Below are 16,384 nucleotides of genomic sequence, written 5' to 3' on the forward strand. Positions count from 1 at the left end.
GCATAAAAAAAGCGCCCTTGCAGGCGCTTTTCCTTTTCATCGTATCGGTCACAATCAGCTCAGCATCTTGCGCGCCGCTTCGACCACAACTTTGATCGAACGAGCTTCTGTCTCTTTCAGCGTCGCATGATCAGGAATCTCTTGTTGAGTACGGTTGATAATAACCCCGGCCACACAACCGGCTTTGAGGCCTGAGCTGGCACACATGGTCAGCAGAGTCGCTGATTCCATCTCAAAGTTAAGCACCCCCATCTCCTGCCACTCTTTCATCGAGCCCTGGAAACGGCGAACAACGCGACCGGTAAAGGTATCGTAACGCTCCTGACCCGGGTAGAAGGTATCGCTCGATGCAGTCACGCCCATATGCACTGTAGCGCCACTCTCTTCAGCCGCCTGTTTCATCGCCGTCGCGACAGCAAAGTCCGGGACTGCCGGAAATTCCATCGGCGCGAAATGCAGGCTGGCACCATCCAGGCGCACTGAACCTGTGGTCACGATCATATCACCGACATTAACATGGGGTTGAATCGCCCCTGTGGTACCGACACGCAGGAAAGAACGCACGCCAAGCTGCGCTAACTCTTCAACCGCAATCGAGGTCGAAGGACCACCGATACCAGTAGAACAAACCACAACCGGCTGGCCATCAAGCTCTGCACGATACAGGGTGTATTCACGTTGGCTGGCGAGAAACACAGGGTTTTCCATCAGGTCTGCAATTTTTTGTACACGGGCAGGATCACCAGGGATGATCGCCAGAGTTGCACCATTCAGATCTTCTTGAGTAACACCAAGGTGGAACACAGCTTGAGACATAAGTTTCTCCTAGATTGTGGCTTATTCAGCGCATAGGTATAGTTGGGTACAGAGCCACTTTAGCCGACTCACTGGCGACAATGAGTGACTAAAGTCACAATACAATGAATACGAACAACTTCATTTTCACAATAAAGAGATAGAGATCACGTTTAACCGTAATTTAGGTACAAATAAGCACCAGTTCAGAACAATCACACCAGCCACCGACTTTCTGTCCCGCCAAGTATAGACCATTGCCAGACCACCTTTGGCACGGCCAGAAACCCGCGGATGACTTACTGTTTAAACTTGAGTAAACGCAGTGCATTCAGGGTGACCAATGCCGTTGCACCACTGTCTGCCAGTACTGCGACCCACAATCCGGTAACACCAAACAGACTGGTCACCAAAAACAGCCCCTTTAAACCCAGCGCCAGAGTGACATTCTGAGTGATATTATCCATCACCGCGCGTGACAGCTTAATCATCCCAGCCAGTTCCGTGAGACGGTTATGGGTAAGCGCCGCATCCGCCGTTTCCAGTGCGACATCTGTCCCACCGCCCATCGCGATACCAATATGGGCCGCCTTCATCGCCGGCGCATCATTGATTCCGTCCCCAACCATAGCGACCCGCCGACTGTTTGCCAGCCGGGCAACATGCGAGACTTTATCCTGTGGCAGCAAACCCGCCGCGAACTCAATATTAAGCTTTTCGGCAATCGCCGCCGCACTGACTGCATTATCACCAGTCAGCATCGTGGTACGAATACCGAGTGCCTGCAATTCACCTATCGCCCGGCATGCATCTTTGCGCAAAGCATCCTGCCAGGCGATCAGCCCGATAGTCTGCTTGTCCTGCAACACCACAACCACTGTCTTGCCCTGCGCTTCTAGCTGGCGGATATTTTCCTGCAGGTCCGCCCCTGCGACTTGGTCGAGATAAGCCGGTGCGAGAATCTGATAATGGTGACCGCCGAGTTCACCGCTGACTCCGCGGCCAACTTGCACTTGTTTATCAGTGGCATGCGGCACGGAAATGTGACGTCGTTCAGCTTCTTGCACCACTGAAATCGCCAGCGGATGTCTGGATCCGATCTCGATCGCCGCGACACAGCGCAACAAAGCCTCAGGGCTCCAGTCCTGCACAGGCACCACATCCGTCACTTGCGGTTTCCCCTGAGTCAGTGTGCCGGTCTTATCAAATGCCACAGCTTCTACCCGGCCCAGGCGCTCCAATGCCGCACCGCCTTTGATTAAAGCACCGCGGGAAGCGGCGGCTGCCAATCCGGAAGTAATGGCTGCCGGTGTCGAAATTACTAAAGCACAAGGACAGGCGATGAGCAGCATAGCCAGGCCGCGATAAATCCAGGTGTCCCACGGCTGGGCAAACATCAGCGGCGGAACCAGTACCACCAAAAGCGCCACTGCCATCATTAACGGTGTATACCAGCGGCTGAATGAATCCATAAAACGAGCCACCGGCGCTTTATGCGATTCCGCCTCTTCAATCAAATGCAGGATGCGGTCAATGGCATTGTCACCGGGACTGGATGTAATGGTCATCTCGATTACCCGATCGACCACCACAGAACCCGCCGCTAACGCATCTCCGGCGATATGTTCCACTGGCATTGGCTCTCCGGTCAGAGCGCTTTCATCAATACTGGCCGCCGTATTCATCAGCTGACCATCAGCCGGTAGACGACCGCCCGGTGCCACTTCCACCCGATCACCCGGGCGCAATTCAGAGACCGCCACTTCGACACGTTGCCCTGAGCGGAGACAAACGGCTGTTTCCGGCACCAGAGCCATTAACGCCTGCACACCACTGCGGGCACGTGATGCGGCAAAACCTTCCAGTCGCTCACCAATTAAAAATAGCAGCAATACCATCGCCGCTTCAGCAGTCTCGCCCAGATACAACGCACCTAATGCCGCCACTGTCATCAGGGTTTCAATCGCAAAGGGGGTTCCGCTGCGCATCAGCCGCCATGCTTTGGTCGCAATCGGCACTAATCCCACCAAGCAGGTCGCGGCAAACAACCAGCGTCCCATCTCAGGCTGCCACCACTGCACCCCAGCAGCAATCAACATCATCAGCACCAACATGACGATGCGGCCCGTGTCCGGCTGCAGCCAGGTATTCGTCGGTTTATCTGCAGCGGCAGACTGACTTTGACCGCTGCTGCGGATATCAAATCCGGTCTTGATCACGGTTTGCTCAATCGCCTGAGCGGTCGCCGCATCATTAAACTGCACCACCAGCTTTTCAGTGGCAAACAGCACTCTTACATCGACAATATCGGCTAACTGACCAACCGCATTTTCGATTTTGCGGGCACAGGACGGGCAATCCATCCCTTCGACCTGCCAGCTCTGACGGTAGTTACTGTGATGCGCGGTTGTTGCCTGATCCTCGGCCACTTTTGGCTGTGTTTCATCATGATGTGAGTGGTCACAACAGCCGTGGTGATCTTGCTGTTGGGCGTGATTGCTTTCACCCTGTGACTCACCGCTTTGAGACTCATCGCTTTGTGACTCTCGGCTCTGGCTCTGCGAATCAGCACTCTGTGGCTGAGAACAATGATGCTCAAAGCAGCAAGACGTTGCCAATTTGGATGTAGCAGGATTGGGATCTTTGGAATGCGTTGCGCCGCAACCCTGATGTGACAGGCTCATGTTGGTCTCCTCTTATCGGCTATCAGGTCGCTGTCTCTTTCCGGCTGGCATTGCTGCTGCACACCTTTACCGCATGCAGCCTTGCCGTACTTTAAACGTCAGTTCAACAATAGATGGAAAGCGACATTTGCTAACAGCATACACCTTGGAGCTAACTCCAGGGTCAAGCCTTTCTGGTAAAAAAACACAAACGATGATGACAAAACATAAAGGCGATGCTTAAAAGCATGAGGGAGATGGTGAATAGGCACGAGAAAGATAACTAATAAGCATGAGAAAGATAGTTATTAAGCACGAGAAAGATAGCTAATAAGCACGAGCGTAACAGGGACAAAAAACGGGCACCGTGGTACCCGCAGACTGTTTAACAGCATTGACTGACCACCAGCAGCGCTGGCTCGGCGTAATCGTTATACCGGATGCTTGAAGCAGGTCGTGAGATTTTTGCCAATTGCCAACAGCACATCCCTTCGGGTTATGATACCAACCAACTTATTATCATCGACAACCGGATAGACTTTCGGTTTACCCACTTTCATCATCTGCGCCAGTTCGATGATCGACATTTCCGGCGAAACTGAGAGGACTTCTTCATGCATGCAGTCGCTGACAATATGCGTATCCTGACAGTGGTAGCTGACTTTAATCAGCTTTTCCAATAAGTCTTGTTCGGACAAAAAGCCTATCACCCGCTCCCTGTCATCAATCACAGGCCCACCCAAATGGTTCGAATGGATTACCCTATCCAGCGCTGCGGTTAATGACATTTCAGGTCTAAATGTCACCGCTTTTTTAGTCATATAGTCTCTTACTTTTAGCGAATCCATGTCTGTCTCCTTAGCACACCGCTCCCTAAAGCTACTTATAGGTTAAGTGTTGACTAATTTCTTGATTTTACTAAATGGAAACTGTCAATTTTGTTGATAGTTTTTTCCAATCAACTCAGAACGCAGGCAGAAAAGAGATCATGGAGATGCATAAACCCAAATAATAACAACAGCTAAAGCAAACAGAGATAATCAGTAGGCAAAACAAAAGCGGCAGAGAGTTCTGCCTCTCTGCCGCTTTCCAAACCAACATTGTCGCCGTTAAATTGTCATCCGTTAAAGAATAATCGATCCGCTTAAAGGCTATTGATCCGTTTAAAAGCAATCGATCCGCTTAAGAGAAATATAGCCGTTTAAGGACAATATTAGTTTAAACGAAATAAATCGGGCTCATTTTTGCCAGCGTTGTGCGGCTTTATTATCCGAATCTCGTGATTCAACCCAACGCGTGCTGTCGGTCGTGCGTTCTTTTTTCCAGAACGGCGCTTTGGTTTTGAGGTAGTCCATCACAAACTCACATGCCTCAAAAAGCCGCACCGCGATGGGCACTGCTCACACCAACAAAAACGATTTGATCGCCGATATCGAGATCGCCAACCCGGTGAATGACACGCAACTGCAGCAGTGGCCAGCGACTTTGCGCCTCGTCGCAGATTTCCAGCAAGGCTTTTTCCGTCATCCCGGGATAATGCTCCAGGTGCAAACCGGTCACATTGTCGCCCAGATTCATATCACGTACTTTACCGATGAAGGTCACCACTGCACCAGCTTGTGTACCCTCAGCCAATACCGCATACTCGTGCGCCACTGAAAAATCGTCGTGCTGTACGGAAACTCGGTTATCCATTTCAGCCCCCAGTCACCGGCGGGAAAAATGCCACTTCATCACCGTCTTGCAGAGCTGAATCGAGCGCCACAATCGATTGATTGACTGCCGCTAAAAGCTTGCCTGGTTGTAACGCCAGCTCCCATTTACCTGGCTGGGCCGCCAGATGGGCACGTAACGCTTCAACTGTTTCAAATGCCCCCTCAACGGTCAGACTGTCACAGTCCACCAGCTCGCGCGTTTGAGCAAAAAACAGAACTTTAATCATGCATCCACCTTAAAGTGCCCGGATTTACCGCCGGTTTTTTCCAGCAAACGGACCTGTTCAATCACAATATCTTTCTGTACCGCTTTGCACATATCGTAAATGGTCAACGCAGCCACAGAGGCCGCTGTCAGCGCTTCCATTTCCACGCCAGTTTTACCCGCCAGTTTGCACACCGATTCAATCCGGACCAAATTGTCAGCTTCTATCGCCTCCAGTTGTACTTCAACTTTCGACAGCAGCAGAGGATGGCACAGCGGGATCAGCTCCCAGGTCTTCTTCGCGGCCTGAATACCGGCAATACGCGCCGTGGCAAACACGTCACCTTTATGGTGCTGGCCCGAAACAATCAGCTGCAGGGTTTCGGGTGCCATGCGTACAAAGGCTTCGGCACGAGCTTCGCGTACAGTGTCCGTTTTGCCTGACACGTCGACCATGTTGGCCTCACCGGAAGCATTGATATGAGTAAACTGGTTCATCCGCCTCCCCCTTACACTGACAAGTGTGGCATGAAGTTACACGGACGATGGCTGGCATCCATTTGCTGGCGGATAATCTTGGTCCAACCGGTACGGCAGGCGCCAGTCGAGCCAGGCATTGCAAAAATTACTGTGTGGTTAGCAAAGCCTGCCAGCGCGCGTGACTGAATCGTCGAGGTGCCGATTTCCTCATAAGAAACCATACGGAACAGCTCACCAAACCCTTCCACTTCTTTATCAAACAGTGGCTTAAGCGCTTCCGGAGTGCTGTCGCGCGAGGTAAAACCGGTACCGCCGGTAATCATTACTGCCTGCACGTTTTCATCCGCAATCCATTGGGAAACAATCGCACGGATCTTGTACATATCATCAATCACGATCTGCTTATCCGCCAGTTTGTGTCCGGCTTCCTGCAGTTGTTCCGCCAGATAGCGGCCTGAGGTATCTGTCTCTTCAGTACGAGTATCTGATACGGTCAGGACGGCAATGTTAGCCGCTTGAAATTTGTTTTCTGCGTGACCCATTTGTTCACCTTTCAGTTCTTTGAAATGACATTAAGCTTTGAATGAAATTTAGCCTTGTCGGCAAGGCCATCATAAATTTGTGCTTTTGAACCGCTCACCGTCGGCCGTTTAGCCGCCGATAGAAGCGAGATGAGGCGTCATGCCCGGATTTCCGTCATGCAGAAAATGGCTGACCGATTTGGTTTGCAACTGGGACTGAATACGTTCAATCAGCTCATTCTTCTGCTCGTCCTGTTGTAAAAGGTCACGCAGCTCGACGCCATGCTCACCAAACAGACATAAGTGCAGCTTACCCAGCGCAGAAATACGCAACCGGTTACAGCTGGTACAGAAGTTTTTCTCATACGGCATGATTAAACCAATCTCGCCCTGATAATCCGCATGGACAAACACCTGAGCCGGGCCGTCATTATTGGCGCGCGCCTTCAAAATCCAGCCATCAGCGATCAGCTGATTACGAATGGCCGTGCCGGATACATGATGTTTGTTGAACAGATCATCCATCTCACCGGTCTGCATCAACTCAATAAAACGCAATTGAATTGGACGATGGCGAATCCAGTCCAGAAACTTAGGCATGTCCTGAGTGTTGAGATCTTTCATCAGCACCACATTGACTTTAACCTGTTCATAGCCCACCTCAAAGGCGCGTTCGATCCCTTGCATCACCTGATGAAAGCGGTTTTCGCCGGTGATCTGGTGAAACATACGCGGATCCAGGCTATCAAGACTGACATTAATATGGGTCAGCCCTGCTTCTTTCCATTGCGCCACATTGTTGGCCATACGGTAACCGTTGGTAGTGGTCGCGACCTTCTCGATACCGGACGTTGATGCGACGGCATGAATAATATCGGTAAAATCTTTACGCAGACTAGGCTCTCCGCCGGTAATACGGACTTTAGAAGTCCCGCATTCAGCAAACGCGCTCACCACACGTTCGATCTCTGGCAGAGTTAAAAAAGAGGAGTTTTTATTGCCCGACGGATGATAGCCGTCAGGTAAACAGTACGTACATTTAAAGTTACAGACATCTGTAACCGACAAGCGCAAGTAATAGAACTTGCGTTGAAATCTATCTTCGAATTGTTGCGCCACGATACACCTTTCCAAACACGGGAGGCAACGTCATTTCTAACTATGCCCTTGTGACACGAAGTCACTGGCCGAGACAGCTTATCTGACATATTTTTGATATATAGCAGACTTAGCTGAACTAAGCTCGGAGTTATGGCAACTAAAGAGAAACAGCTAAAAAGCGCTCAATAGCAGCATATTGGTAAAATACTTAAAAAGTATAAGTGATTCCACCCTCGGTGGAAAAAAAACTTATCCGGGGCGCAAATTACCCCGAAATAAGTATCCGTAGGGCGGCCTTTGCTCTACATTGTCTTGGGTTGTAATACTAAATACGAACAGCAGAATACAATGACGCTTTACAAGAATAAAAAAGTGGTCGCTATCGGTGGCGGGCACGGCTTAGGACGCATGTTGGCTGCGTTGAAAATATTTGGCTCAAACGCAACCGGTATTGTGACCACAACCGACAACGGCGGCTCAACCGGACGCATCCGGGATTGTCAGGGCGGTATTGCCTGGGGTGATACCCGCAACTGTATCAATCAGTTGATTACCGAACCGTCTATCAGCTCGATGATGTTCGAATATCGCTTTAAAGGCTCAGGCGAACTCGACGGCCACAATCTGGGGAACCTGATGCTAACCGCCCTCGATAACCTCTCGGTCAGACCGTTGGAAGCCATCAACCTGATTCGGACCATGTTGAAAGTTGATGTCAATATCGTCCCTATGTCAGAGCATCCTTCTGATCTCAAAGCCTTGTCCGTTGATGGCCTATGGGTTACCGGTGAGACCAGCGTTGATGAGATGGAGCAGGATCTAAAGCGTCTCGACCTGACGCCAGCAGTACCAGCGACCCGGGAAGGAGTCAGCGCGATAGAACAAGCCGACGCCATTATCCTCGGTCCAGGCAGTTTCCTGACCAGTATCATGCCACCATTGCTGTTGCCGGAAATCGGTCAGGCCATTGAAAACAACACGTCGGCCAAACTGATTTTTGTCGAGAATCTGTCGCCGGAATATGGCCCGGCAGGACGCATGTCACTGGAACAAAAACTGAGCTGGTGCGAGCGAGCCTGTCAGGGGCGGCGTATTGATGTCGTTTTAGGTGGTAAACCGCATCAGGCACCTTTAACCGATGCCTGGAACTGCGTGACCCGTGATCTGGCCTCACCCAACCGTGACTGGCGCCATGACCGGCTTAAACTACGCCAAGCTATCGAAGAACAACTGGCATTAATGCCGCTGAGTTAATAGCCTAAAGCTGAATTGGTTGTAGCGATTAATGAGGCTGGCAGAAACTGATTGGATTGGCAAAAATGCAGATCTGCATTAACTCATTGATACCAAAGTCATTGCATCCACATTGCCGCAATTCATAGCCGCCTAAACAAGCAGAGCCGCAAATTTGCGGCTCTGCTTGTTTAGGCGTGATTATCATCCTGAGATCAACACCCTTAGCGCAGCGTGTATTTCAGCAGGCAAGCTGTGAATAACGCTGATGAGTACGCTCAAGCAGTTCAATCATACTGGCGGTATCATGCGCTTCATCGATGCCCTCACCGGACTTGGCACGACTGTCGATCTCAGCGGCTTTCGCACACAACAGCTCGGCACCAAAACTCGCCGCGCTGCTTTTCAAAGCATGGCTGATCTCTTTCAGGTACTGCACCTTATCATCCAGCTGATCGCTGCTGAGATTTTGCTGGTACATATCAAGTTCACCAAGAAAAATTTCGACCAAAACCGGCACATTCTCTTCACCGATCTCCCGCGCCAGACTGTCTACCTTAGTTTGATTCAACACTTCCATATAGACCTACTTTTCATTTTCCTTTTCTTGTTCTTTTTCGTTCCAGGTCTGCAGCTTACGATAAATGGTCGATGGACTAACATCCAAATAACCCGCCGCACGCGGAATATTACCATCACACGCTTCGATAGCGTTTTCAATCGCCTGTTTCTCTGTCATCCATAATGGGAAAATTTCATGCACAGAAATGCGACCCTGACCAACATTTGGCAAGATATTTTCCGATTCAATCGGCTGACTCAGCGGCGGTGGCAGCATTTCAAGCGCGATCTCACTGCCTTCATTCAATACCACCACATTACGCAGCACGTTCTGCAGCTGGCGCACATTGCCCGGCCACTCGTACTTTCTGAACCGTTCGACCACACCCGGAGCCAGGCGGACAAAGCCTTTGCCTTCTTCTTTAGACATGTAGCCCAGCAGGGAATAAGCAATTTCAATCACATCGTCACCACGCTCACGCAGTGGCGGTAAATGGAGCGGAATCACGTACAAACGGTAGTATAAGTCTTCACGAAAACGTCCTTCCTGCACCTCTTTCCAGGGGTCGCGGTTGGTTGCACAGACAAAACGGACATCGACACTTTTCATTTTCGATGAACCGACTTTCTGAAAGGTACCGGTCTGGATAAAGCGCAACAGCTTGGTCTGTAAGTCCAGATCCATTTCACACAATTCATCCAAAAACAGAGTGCCGCCGTCTGCCAGTTCAGCCGCACCCTGACGATCGGTGGCAGCACCGGTAAAGGCACCTTTTACGTGGCCGAACAACTCACTTTCGATCAAGTCTTTTGGAATCGCAGCACAGTTAATCGCGATGAACGGCTTGTCACCGCGCTTGCTGGCGGCATGGATGGCTTCGGCACACACTTCTTTACCTGTACCGCTTTCACCGGTGATAAAGATACTGGCTTTACTGCTCGCAGCCGAGTCAATCGTGCGATAGACCGCTTGCATATTGTGACTGCTGCCGATGAAGCCCTGATAGTTCTGATTGGTGCTGTCGGTGTCATTTTTAAGCTTGCTGGCCTTGCGGATCGCATTATTTACTGTGACACGCAAACGGTCCGCTTCACACGGTTTGATAAGGAAATCCTGAGCACCGTGGCGCATCGCTTCCACTGCGGTATCGATAGAGCCGTGCGCTGTCATGAAAATCACCGGGACATCCGGCGATTGCTTCTTCACTTCGTGCAGCACATCCATACCCGTCATATCTGGCAGGCGTAAATCGAGCAGGATCAGATCCGGAGTCCGTTTCGCGATACTTTCGATCGCGTCACGCCCGGTACCGACAATATTGATATCGATCTCCAGAGGAGTCAGATAAGAACGATACAGCGCCGCGACCGAAGCCGTGTCTTCGACCATCAGCAAATACTTTGACTTTTGATGTATATCGTTAAGTTGCATAACCTAGCCATTTATTTTTGCATTTTGCTTAATAATTGCATTTGAAATTGCATTTTGCAAACAAAAGGCAGATGAACAGCCAAAATAAGGTCAACATTCCGCCACTTAACCGCTTTTGTAACGCTGGCATACAAAATGCTTAAATCTGTATGACCCGCAAGGGTCACCTAGCCAACTGACGTTGTTAGTGAATACGATATTCACGATATAACAGCCAATAGACGATTACTATTGGCTTTTTTTTTTAGCTGTTGACGATAAACTGTTGACGCAACTGCTCAATCTGATCCCGCTTCTCTGCTGCCAGCTCAAACTCAAGATCCTGAGCGTGCTTGTACATTTGCCCTTCCAGCCTGCTGATCTCTTTTTCCAACTGCTGTGGTGACATAGTATCGTAGCTGGCTGACGTTTCCGCAACCTTGCCCAAAGGCACCACTTTGCTGGTTTTCTGCTTACGCGACTTGGTGATATCACCTAACTCCATAATGTCTTTAACATTACGCTTGAGCGCCTGAGGCTTGATGCCCATCTTCTCATTGTGCGCCTGCTGTTTCTCGCGTCGACGATTGGTTTCATCCATCGCCAGCTTCATTGAGTTGGTAATACGGTCTGCGTACAGAATCGCCTTGCCTTTCAGGTTACGTGCGGCGCGGCCGATCGTCTGGATCAATGAACGCTCTGAGCGCAGGAAGCCTTCCTTGTCTGCGTCCAGAATCGCCACCAGCGAAACTTCCGGCATATCCAGTCCCTCGCGCAACAGGTTGATGCCGACCAGCACGTCAAACTCACCCAGGCGCAAATCACGAATAATTTCGACCCGCTCTACCGTATCAATATCTGAGTGCAGATAACGCACTTTGACCTCATGCTCATGCAGATATTCAGTCAAATCCTCTGCCATACGCTTGGTCAGTGTAGTGACAAGCACCCGCTCATCCTGGGCGGCACGCATACGAATTTCTGATAACAGGTCATCGACCTGAGTTGCAACCGGACGGACTTCCAGCTGTGGATCAAGCAGTCCGGTCGGACGCACAACCTGATCGACCACTTCACCGTCTGATTTTTCCATCTCATATTTGCCGGGCGTCGCGGACACAAAAATCGTCTGCGGCGCGATCGATTCAAACTCTTCAAACTTGAGTGGACGGTTATCCAAAGCCGAAGGCAGCCGGAAGCCGTATTCCACCAGGGTTTCCTTACGCGAACGGTCACCCTTATACATGGCGCCAATCTGCGGCACGGTGACGTGGCTTTCATCGATGACCAGCAAACCGTCATGCGGCAGATAGTCAAACAGGGTCGGAGGCGGTTCGCCTTCCGAACGGCCGCTCAGATAGCGTGAATAGTTTTCAATACCGGAACAGAAGCCGAGTTCATTCATCATTTCGATGTCAAACTGAGTACGCTGCGAAATACGCTGTTCTTCAAGCAACTTATTGTTATCAAGCAGATACTGGCGTCGCACCGCCAGTTCTTGCTTGATCTGCTCAATGGCTTCAAGAATGCGCTCGCGCGGCGTGACGTAGTGAGTTTTCGGGTACACAGTAAATCTTGGCAAATCCCGCTGTTTGATAACCCCGGTCAGAGGGTCAAACAGACTGATGCATTCAACTTCGTCATCAAACATCTCGACCCGCACCGCTTCCTGCTCGGATTCCGCCGGGAAAATATCGATCACTTCGCCTCGCACCCGAAACTGGCCGCGTTCAAATGCCACATCATTACGTGAGTATTGCAGCTCAGCCAATCGGCGCAGCATATCGCGCTGGTTAATCACATCACCACGGCGTAAATGCAGCATCATTTTCAAATAGGAATCAGGATCGCCCAGACCATAAATCGCAGACACAGACGCAACGATAATGGCATCTTTACGCTCGAGCAGGGCTTTAGTGGCCGACAGACGCATCTGCTCAATGTGTGCGTTGACTGCCGCATCTTTTTCAATAAAAGTATCGGTCGTCGGCACATAAGCTTCTGGCTGATAGTAATCGTAGTAAGAGACGAAATACTCGACCGCATTGTTGGGAAAGAAACTCTTCATTTCGCCATACAGTTGGGCCGCCAGGGTCTTATTGGGCGCCAACAGGATGGCCGGACGCTGAGCCTGAGCAATCACATTAGCCAAGGTAAAAGTTTTCCCCGAACCGGTGACACCAAGCAGGGTCTGGTGGGCCAGTCCGGCGTCTATCCCCTCTAATAACTGTCGAATCGCTTCTGGCTGATCACCGGAAGGTTGATATTCAGACACCAATTCAAATGCTTTGCTCATGTCGTCCTCATCAGGCCTGTTTTTCTGTACAGGTTATTGTCGCCGTTCGCGCCGGGCAATGGCAAGCGAATATTGGCAGCAATGGCCGTTAAGATTAGATACGCAATTGTTGTGCTGCCGTTCGACGAAATCACACAAATACTGTTGGCATATGCTGACGGGGTTTGTTATTATCTTCCACCCCATCAGCCGTTCGGCACATAGTTCCCTTTAAAATAATCCACTGGTTTTCCCCAGTTCACCCCATTTTGACTTTTTTCAGCCCTGACGCATCCCGCCACCTAGCAAAGATACAAACAGTGCATAACCTATAAAAAATCAAATAAAACAACAATTTAAAACAAAAAAGCAAACGATTACATTTAGAGTATTCACTTAAGCTTTGCCGATAAATATAATTACTAAGAATCCATTAACACACTTATCCACAAAATTAGTGGATAACTAAATCCAGCGTAAGCCCGGTAAGGGATACAGAAAAGTAAAGCCTTTCTCGCAAAAAAATCTTATCTTTTTCTCGGAGAAAGGTTGACACATTCCGGCCAGCTGGATACCATCCTTCCCGCTTTAAGCAATTCCCCCTTAGTTCAGTCGGTAGAACGGCGGACTGTTAATCCGTATGTCGCAAGTTCAAGTCTTGCAGGGGGAGCCAAATTCCAGAAAAAAGACGTCCTAGGACGTCTTTTTTTGTATCTAAACCTAGCTATTTCAAGGGATTGCATTCTCTTAACGTCTTTTCCCGGCTCGTATTAGCTTAGAAGTTTTGGGACACAAATAGGTACATTGTCCGTATGTTCCAATTTACGGTGTACCAATCATGGCAAGAACAACTCAATCTTTAACAGATAAACAAATCTCTAACGCTAAACCACAAGATAAAAAGTACACGCTCTTTGATGGTAACGGTCTTCGTCTACGTGTAAAACCAAACGGCACAAAGACGTGGCTATTCAACTATACACGCCCACACAACGGTAAACGCGCTAACATGACGTTTGGCAGTTACCCTAGCCTTTCCCTAACAAACACACGAAAGAAAGTTCTAGGCGCGATAGAAACGCTGAAAAGGATCTGCCAACGTGTGAACGAAATGATGAGTTTTGCTCAGAATAAGGGACTTATTGAGTACACCCCTTTAGCCAGAATCAGTTCTGCGTTCTTGAAACCTACCGTTACCAGTATGAAATCAATCATTGCCGACGAACTTCCTGAGCTAATGATAACCCTAGGACGGGCCAGTATCATGTATACAGAGCAGCGATATGGCCTCTTTGGCTCTCGGCATTTATGTTACCTCAGGCGCAGAGAAGTAGGTAAACGAAAGACAACGCTACAATTTTAGCCGCTTCAAGAGATAGTGGGTAATGTCCGTTTCCGTCACCAAGCCTTTATAGCGGTTATCGGTGACCAGTACGATGGGCAGAGAAAGAGCGCTCTCTCTTAGTAACGGGAGCACATCCGTAAGCAGCGCCTGTGCGTCCATGATGGTCAGTTGCGTATTCATCATACTGGCGACGGGCTTATTCCAGATGCCCGCTTCTTTCATGGTTTCATGTTCCGTTCCCATGGCCGGAGTCAGATGAAGATTGAGCTGAGCTTTGTCCACCAATCCGACACATTCCCCTTTGTTGATAACAGGGACCACATTAATGGCGTCGGGTTTTAAGTACTCGTTAGCCAGGATGAGAGGCTCACCGGGGTCTAAACGAGGCAGACTTTTGCTGGCAATATTAAGCAAGGTGATGGCTTCTTCATCCGCATCCGAGCTATCCGTCAGGCCATCGGCATGCAGTTGTCGAAGTATCGTCTCGAGCTGTTTCTCCGCCTCCTGCAGGTCGCCATAATCAACCGGCTTAGCAAACAGGTAGCCTTGCATATAGTCCACCCCTAGGTAAGACAGCAAACGGGCTTCGTCCGGAGTTTCGATACCTTCTGCAACCACCTCAACGTCTAAGCGGTGGCATAGTCTGACCAACAGCTTAATGACCTGATAGTATTCCCCCCGCTCATGGCTGCGTTCAATTAGCTCGCGACTGACTCTGAGGTACTGAAATTGTCCTTGGCTCAATAAGTCAGCCAGCCGGAATCCCTCAGACAAGTCGTCCAGCGCAAACTGTACGCCCCGCTGACGAAACTCCGGAAGTATCGTTGAGACATCGATCGTTGCCGCAGGGCTTTTGATTTCATTCACATCGATGACAATTTGCCGTAGCTTGACCTGTTCCTGCTTCGCAAGCAGCACCATGCATTCCAAGACTTCGGACAAACTCTGTTGGGTATTCGGCGAAAGGTTGAGGTTCAGGAAACGACCGGACTTATTCAGCCACGGCGCGCACTGGGAAAACGCATTCTGATAAGTCAGTAAGTCCAACTCTGATATGAGGTTTAAATCCTCTGCCAGCCCAATCAGTTCTGTGGTTGTAGCGTTAAGCGCTGCATCCAGGTTAAAACGGCACAGCGCCTCATAGCCTGCCACCACCCAGTCCTGACAACGTATGATGGGTTGGTACTGAACGCCTATCTCTCCTTTCTCGATGGCATCTCGTACAAGGTCTTCCAGTAGCACATAGCGCTTAATCGTGAGTTGCAAATCGGTATCGTAGAACTGAATACGGCTTTTGTGTCCGGCTTGCTGAGCCAATGTCGCCTGAGAGGCATGCACGACTGCCGTCTTCATGGAATGGGTGTCCTTTCCCAACACCGACAAACCGACTTTCCCGGAAATTAAAAACCGATACACACGCTCATCGGCCTGCTTCACTTCAGAAAAGAAATGGCGAATGCTGAAATGAATCGCGCGAGCCTGACTCTGGCTAATACATATCGGTTCGCACAAGTAGACCAACAGGAAACTCTGATTCAGATTCCCCACCACCTGAGCACTTTTCACTGTTTGCATGACTTTGTGGAAAACGTCAAACGCTCTAGGGTCCAGACTGGCGGGCTTAATGGCAAGCACCAGCGAGATGTTCTGATATCGTGCAGTGTGCATTTTGGACTCTGCAGCCGAGATAAACGCAGACTGGTCCATGGTACGTGACGATTCGGATTGCGTTGACGTTGATACGGGGGCCATCAGTGACTCCTTCGTTCTGCTCTCAGCTGCAGAATTCCATTGCGAGCTGGTGACGTAAAATTCGAACTTATCGCTCTGCCGAGAGTTTCAGACTCCACGTCAGTTCGTCCACTTCTTTGGAAACCTGACCTTGAAGATAACGGTACTGCGTATGGTTATAGCTGGCTTAGAGCAGCGCCAGACGTTCGCAGGCAGCGTAGTATCGGTCCCAACTTTCAGCATGGCTGTGTCATGGTTCACCTCTTACATCCATGTCGGTCGTGAGTGGTTATGTTATGACTGTAGACGAACGACGTTCTCTTCGTAAATCAATTTTGGAAGAATGGC

At 49.9% G+C, this 16,384-nt stretch carries 13 protein-coding genes, 1 tRNA gene, 1 pseudogene and 1 riboswitch; of the genes and pseudogenes, 3 read left to right on the forward strand and 12 right to left on the reverse strand.

Features of this window, described 5'->3' with window-relative positions; genetic code table 11:
• Positions 1-54: 54 nt before the first annotated feature.
• The 8 genes and pseudogenes from udp to moaA form a co-directional block, all read right to left on the reverse strand.
• On the reverse strand, positions 55-816 hold the full coding sequence (udp, locus tag KNV97_RS13860) for a uridine phosphorylase (RefSeq protein ID WP_218562142.1): 762 nt from the start codon (positions 814-816) through the stop codon (positions 55-57).
• Positions 817-1,094: 278 nt separating this feature from the next.
• Positions 1,095-3,479: a zinc/cadmium/mercury/lead-transporting ATPase gene (locus KNV97_RS13865; RefSeq protein ID WP_218562143.1), complete on the reverse strand. Its 2,385-nt coding sequence runs from the start codon at positions 3,477-3,479 to the stop codon at positions 1,095-1,097.
• Positions 3,480-3,889: 410 nt separating this feature from the next.
• On the reverse strand, positions 3,890-4,306 hold the full coding sequence (locus tag KNV97_RS13870) for a CBS domain-containing protein (protein ID WP_136484346.1): 417 nt from the start codon (positions 4,304-4,306) through the stop codon (positions 3,890-3,892).
• A gap of 390 nt (positions 4,307-4,696) precedes the next feature.
• Positions 4,697-5,153: pseudogene (gene moaE, locus KNV97_RS13875) on the reverse strand (molybdopterin synthase catalytic subunit MoaE).
• A 1-nt stretch (position 5,154) separates the two neighbouring features.
• Positions 5,155-5,400, reverse strand: coding sequence for a molybdopterin synthase sulfur carrier subunit (moaD, locus tag KNV97_RS13880; RefSeq protein WP_136484348.1), 246 nt, complete (start codon positions 5,398-5,400; stop codon positions 5,155-5,157).
• Entirely contained in the window at positions 5,397-5,876 is a 480-nt protein-coding gene (gene moaC / locus KNV97_RS13885; protein WP_136484349.1) for a cyclic pyranopterin monophosphate synthase MoaC, read from the reverse strand. Before moaC ends, moaD begins: the two co-directional genes overlap by 4 nt.
• Before the next feature lie 11 nt (positions 5,877-5,887).
• Positions 5,888-6,400, reverse strand: coding sequence for a molybdenum cofactor biosynthesis protein B (gene moaB / locus KNV97_RS13890; RefSeq protein WP_136484350.1), 513 nt, complete (start codon positions 6,398-6,400; stop codon positions 5,888-5,890).
• 108 nt (positions 6,401-6,508) lie between these two features.
• A complete protein-coding gene (gene moaA, locus KNV97_RS13895; protein ID WP_136484351.1) occupies positions 6,509-7,498 on the reverse strand; it encodes a GTP 3',8-cyclase MoaA in 990 nt (329 codons plus the stop codon).
• Positions 7,487-7,640: riboswitch (molybdenum cofactor riboswitch) on the reverse strand. (Overlaps the previous gene by 12 nt.)
• Positions 7,641-7,828: 188 nt before the next feature.
• Between moaA and KNV97_RS13900 the strand changes: the two genes are divergently transcribed.
• On the forward strand, positions 7,829-8,734 hold the full coding sequence (locus KNV97_RS13900; RefSeq protein ID WP_136484352.1) for a YvcK family protein: 906 nt from the start codon (positions 7,829-7,831) through the stop codon (positions 8,732-8,734).
• Between the two features lie 220 nt (positions 8,735-8,954).
• Here KNV97_RS13900 and luxU read toward each other — a convergent pair whose 3' ends face one another.
• The 3 genes from luxU to uvrB all read right to left on the reverse strand — a co-directional run bounded on the left by luxU (position 8,955) and on the right by uvrB (position 12,981).
• Positions 8,955-9,293 (reverse strand): quorum-sensing phosphorelay protein LuxU, encoded by a 339-nt coding sequence (gene luxU / locus KNV97_RS13905; protein ID WP_136484353.1) that lies wholly within the window; start codon positions 9,291-9,293, stop codon positions 8,955-8,957.
• Positions 9,294-9,299: 6 nt separating this feature from the next.
• A complete protein-coding gene (gene luxO / locus KNV97_RS13910; RefSeq protein WP_168796991.1) occupies positions 9,300-10,706 on the reverse strand; it encodes a quorum-sensing sigma-54 dependent transcriptional regulator LuxO in 1,407 nt (468 codons plus the stop codon).
• 244 nt (positions 10,707-10,950) lie between these two features.
• Positions 10,951-12,981, reverse strand: coding sequence for an excinuclease ABC subunit UvrB (gene uvrB / locus KNV97_RS13915; RefSeq protein WP_218562144.1), 2,031 nt, complete (start codon positions 12,979-12,981; stop codon positions 10,951-10,953).
• A gap of 576 nt (positions 12,982-13,557) precedes the next feature.
• On the opposite strand from uvrB, the gene KNV97_RS13920 reads away from it, so the two are divergent.
• Positions 13,558-13,633 (forward strand) — tRNA-Asn (locus tag KNV97_RS13920).
• Between the two features lie 165 nt (positions 13,634-13,798).
• Positions 13,799-14,323 (forward strand): integrase arm-type DNA-binding domain-containing protein, encoded by a 525-nt coding sequence (locus tag KNV97_RS13925; RefSeq protein WP_256611942.1) that lies wholly within the window; start codon positions 13,799-13,801, stop codon positions 14,321-14,323.
• On the opposite strand, the gene KNV97_RS13930 is transcribed toward KNV97_RS13925, so the two are convergent.
• Complete coding sequence (locus KNV97_RS13930; RefSeq protein WP_218562145.1) at positions 14,312-16,057, reverse strand: EAL domain-containing protein; 1,746 nt, start codon at positions 16,055-16,057, stop codon at positions 14,312-14,314. The two genes, KNV97_RS13925 and KNV97_RS13930, sit on opposite strands and share 12 nt — an antisense overlap.
• Between the last annotated feature and the right edge of the window lie 327 nt (positions 16,058-16,384).

Origin of the sequence: Vibrio ostreae (assembly GCF_019226825.1) — a bacterium.
GTDB classification, from domain to species: Bacteria; Pseudomonadota; Gammaproteobacteria; order Enterobacterales; family Vibrionaceae; genus Vibrio; species Vibrio ostreae.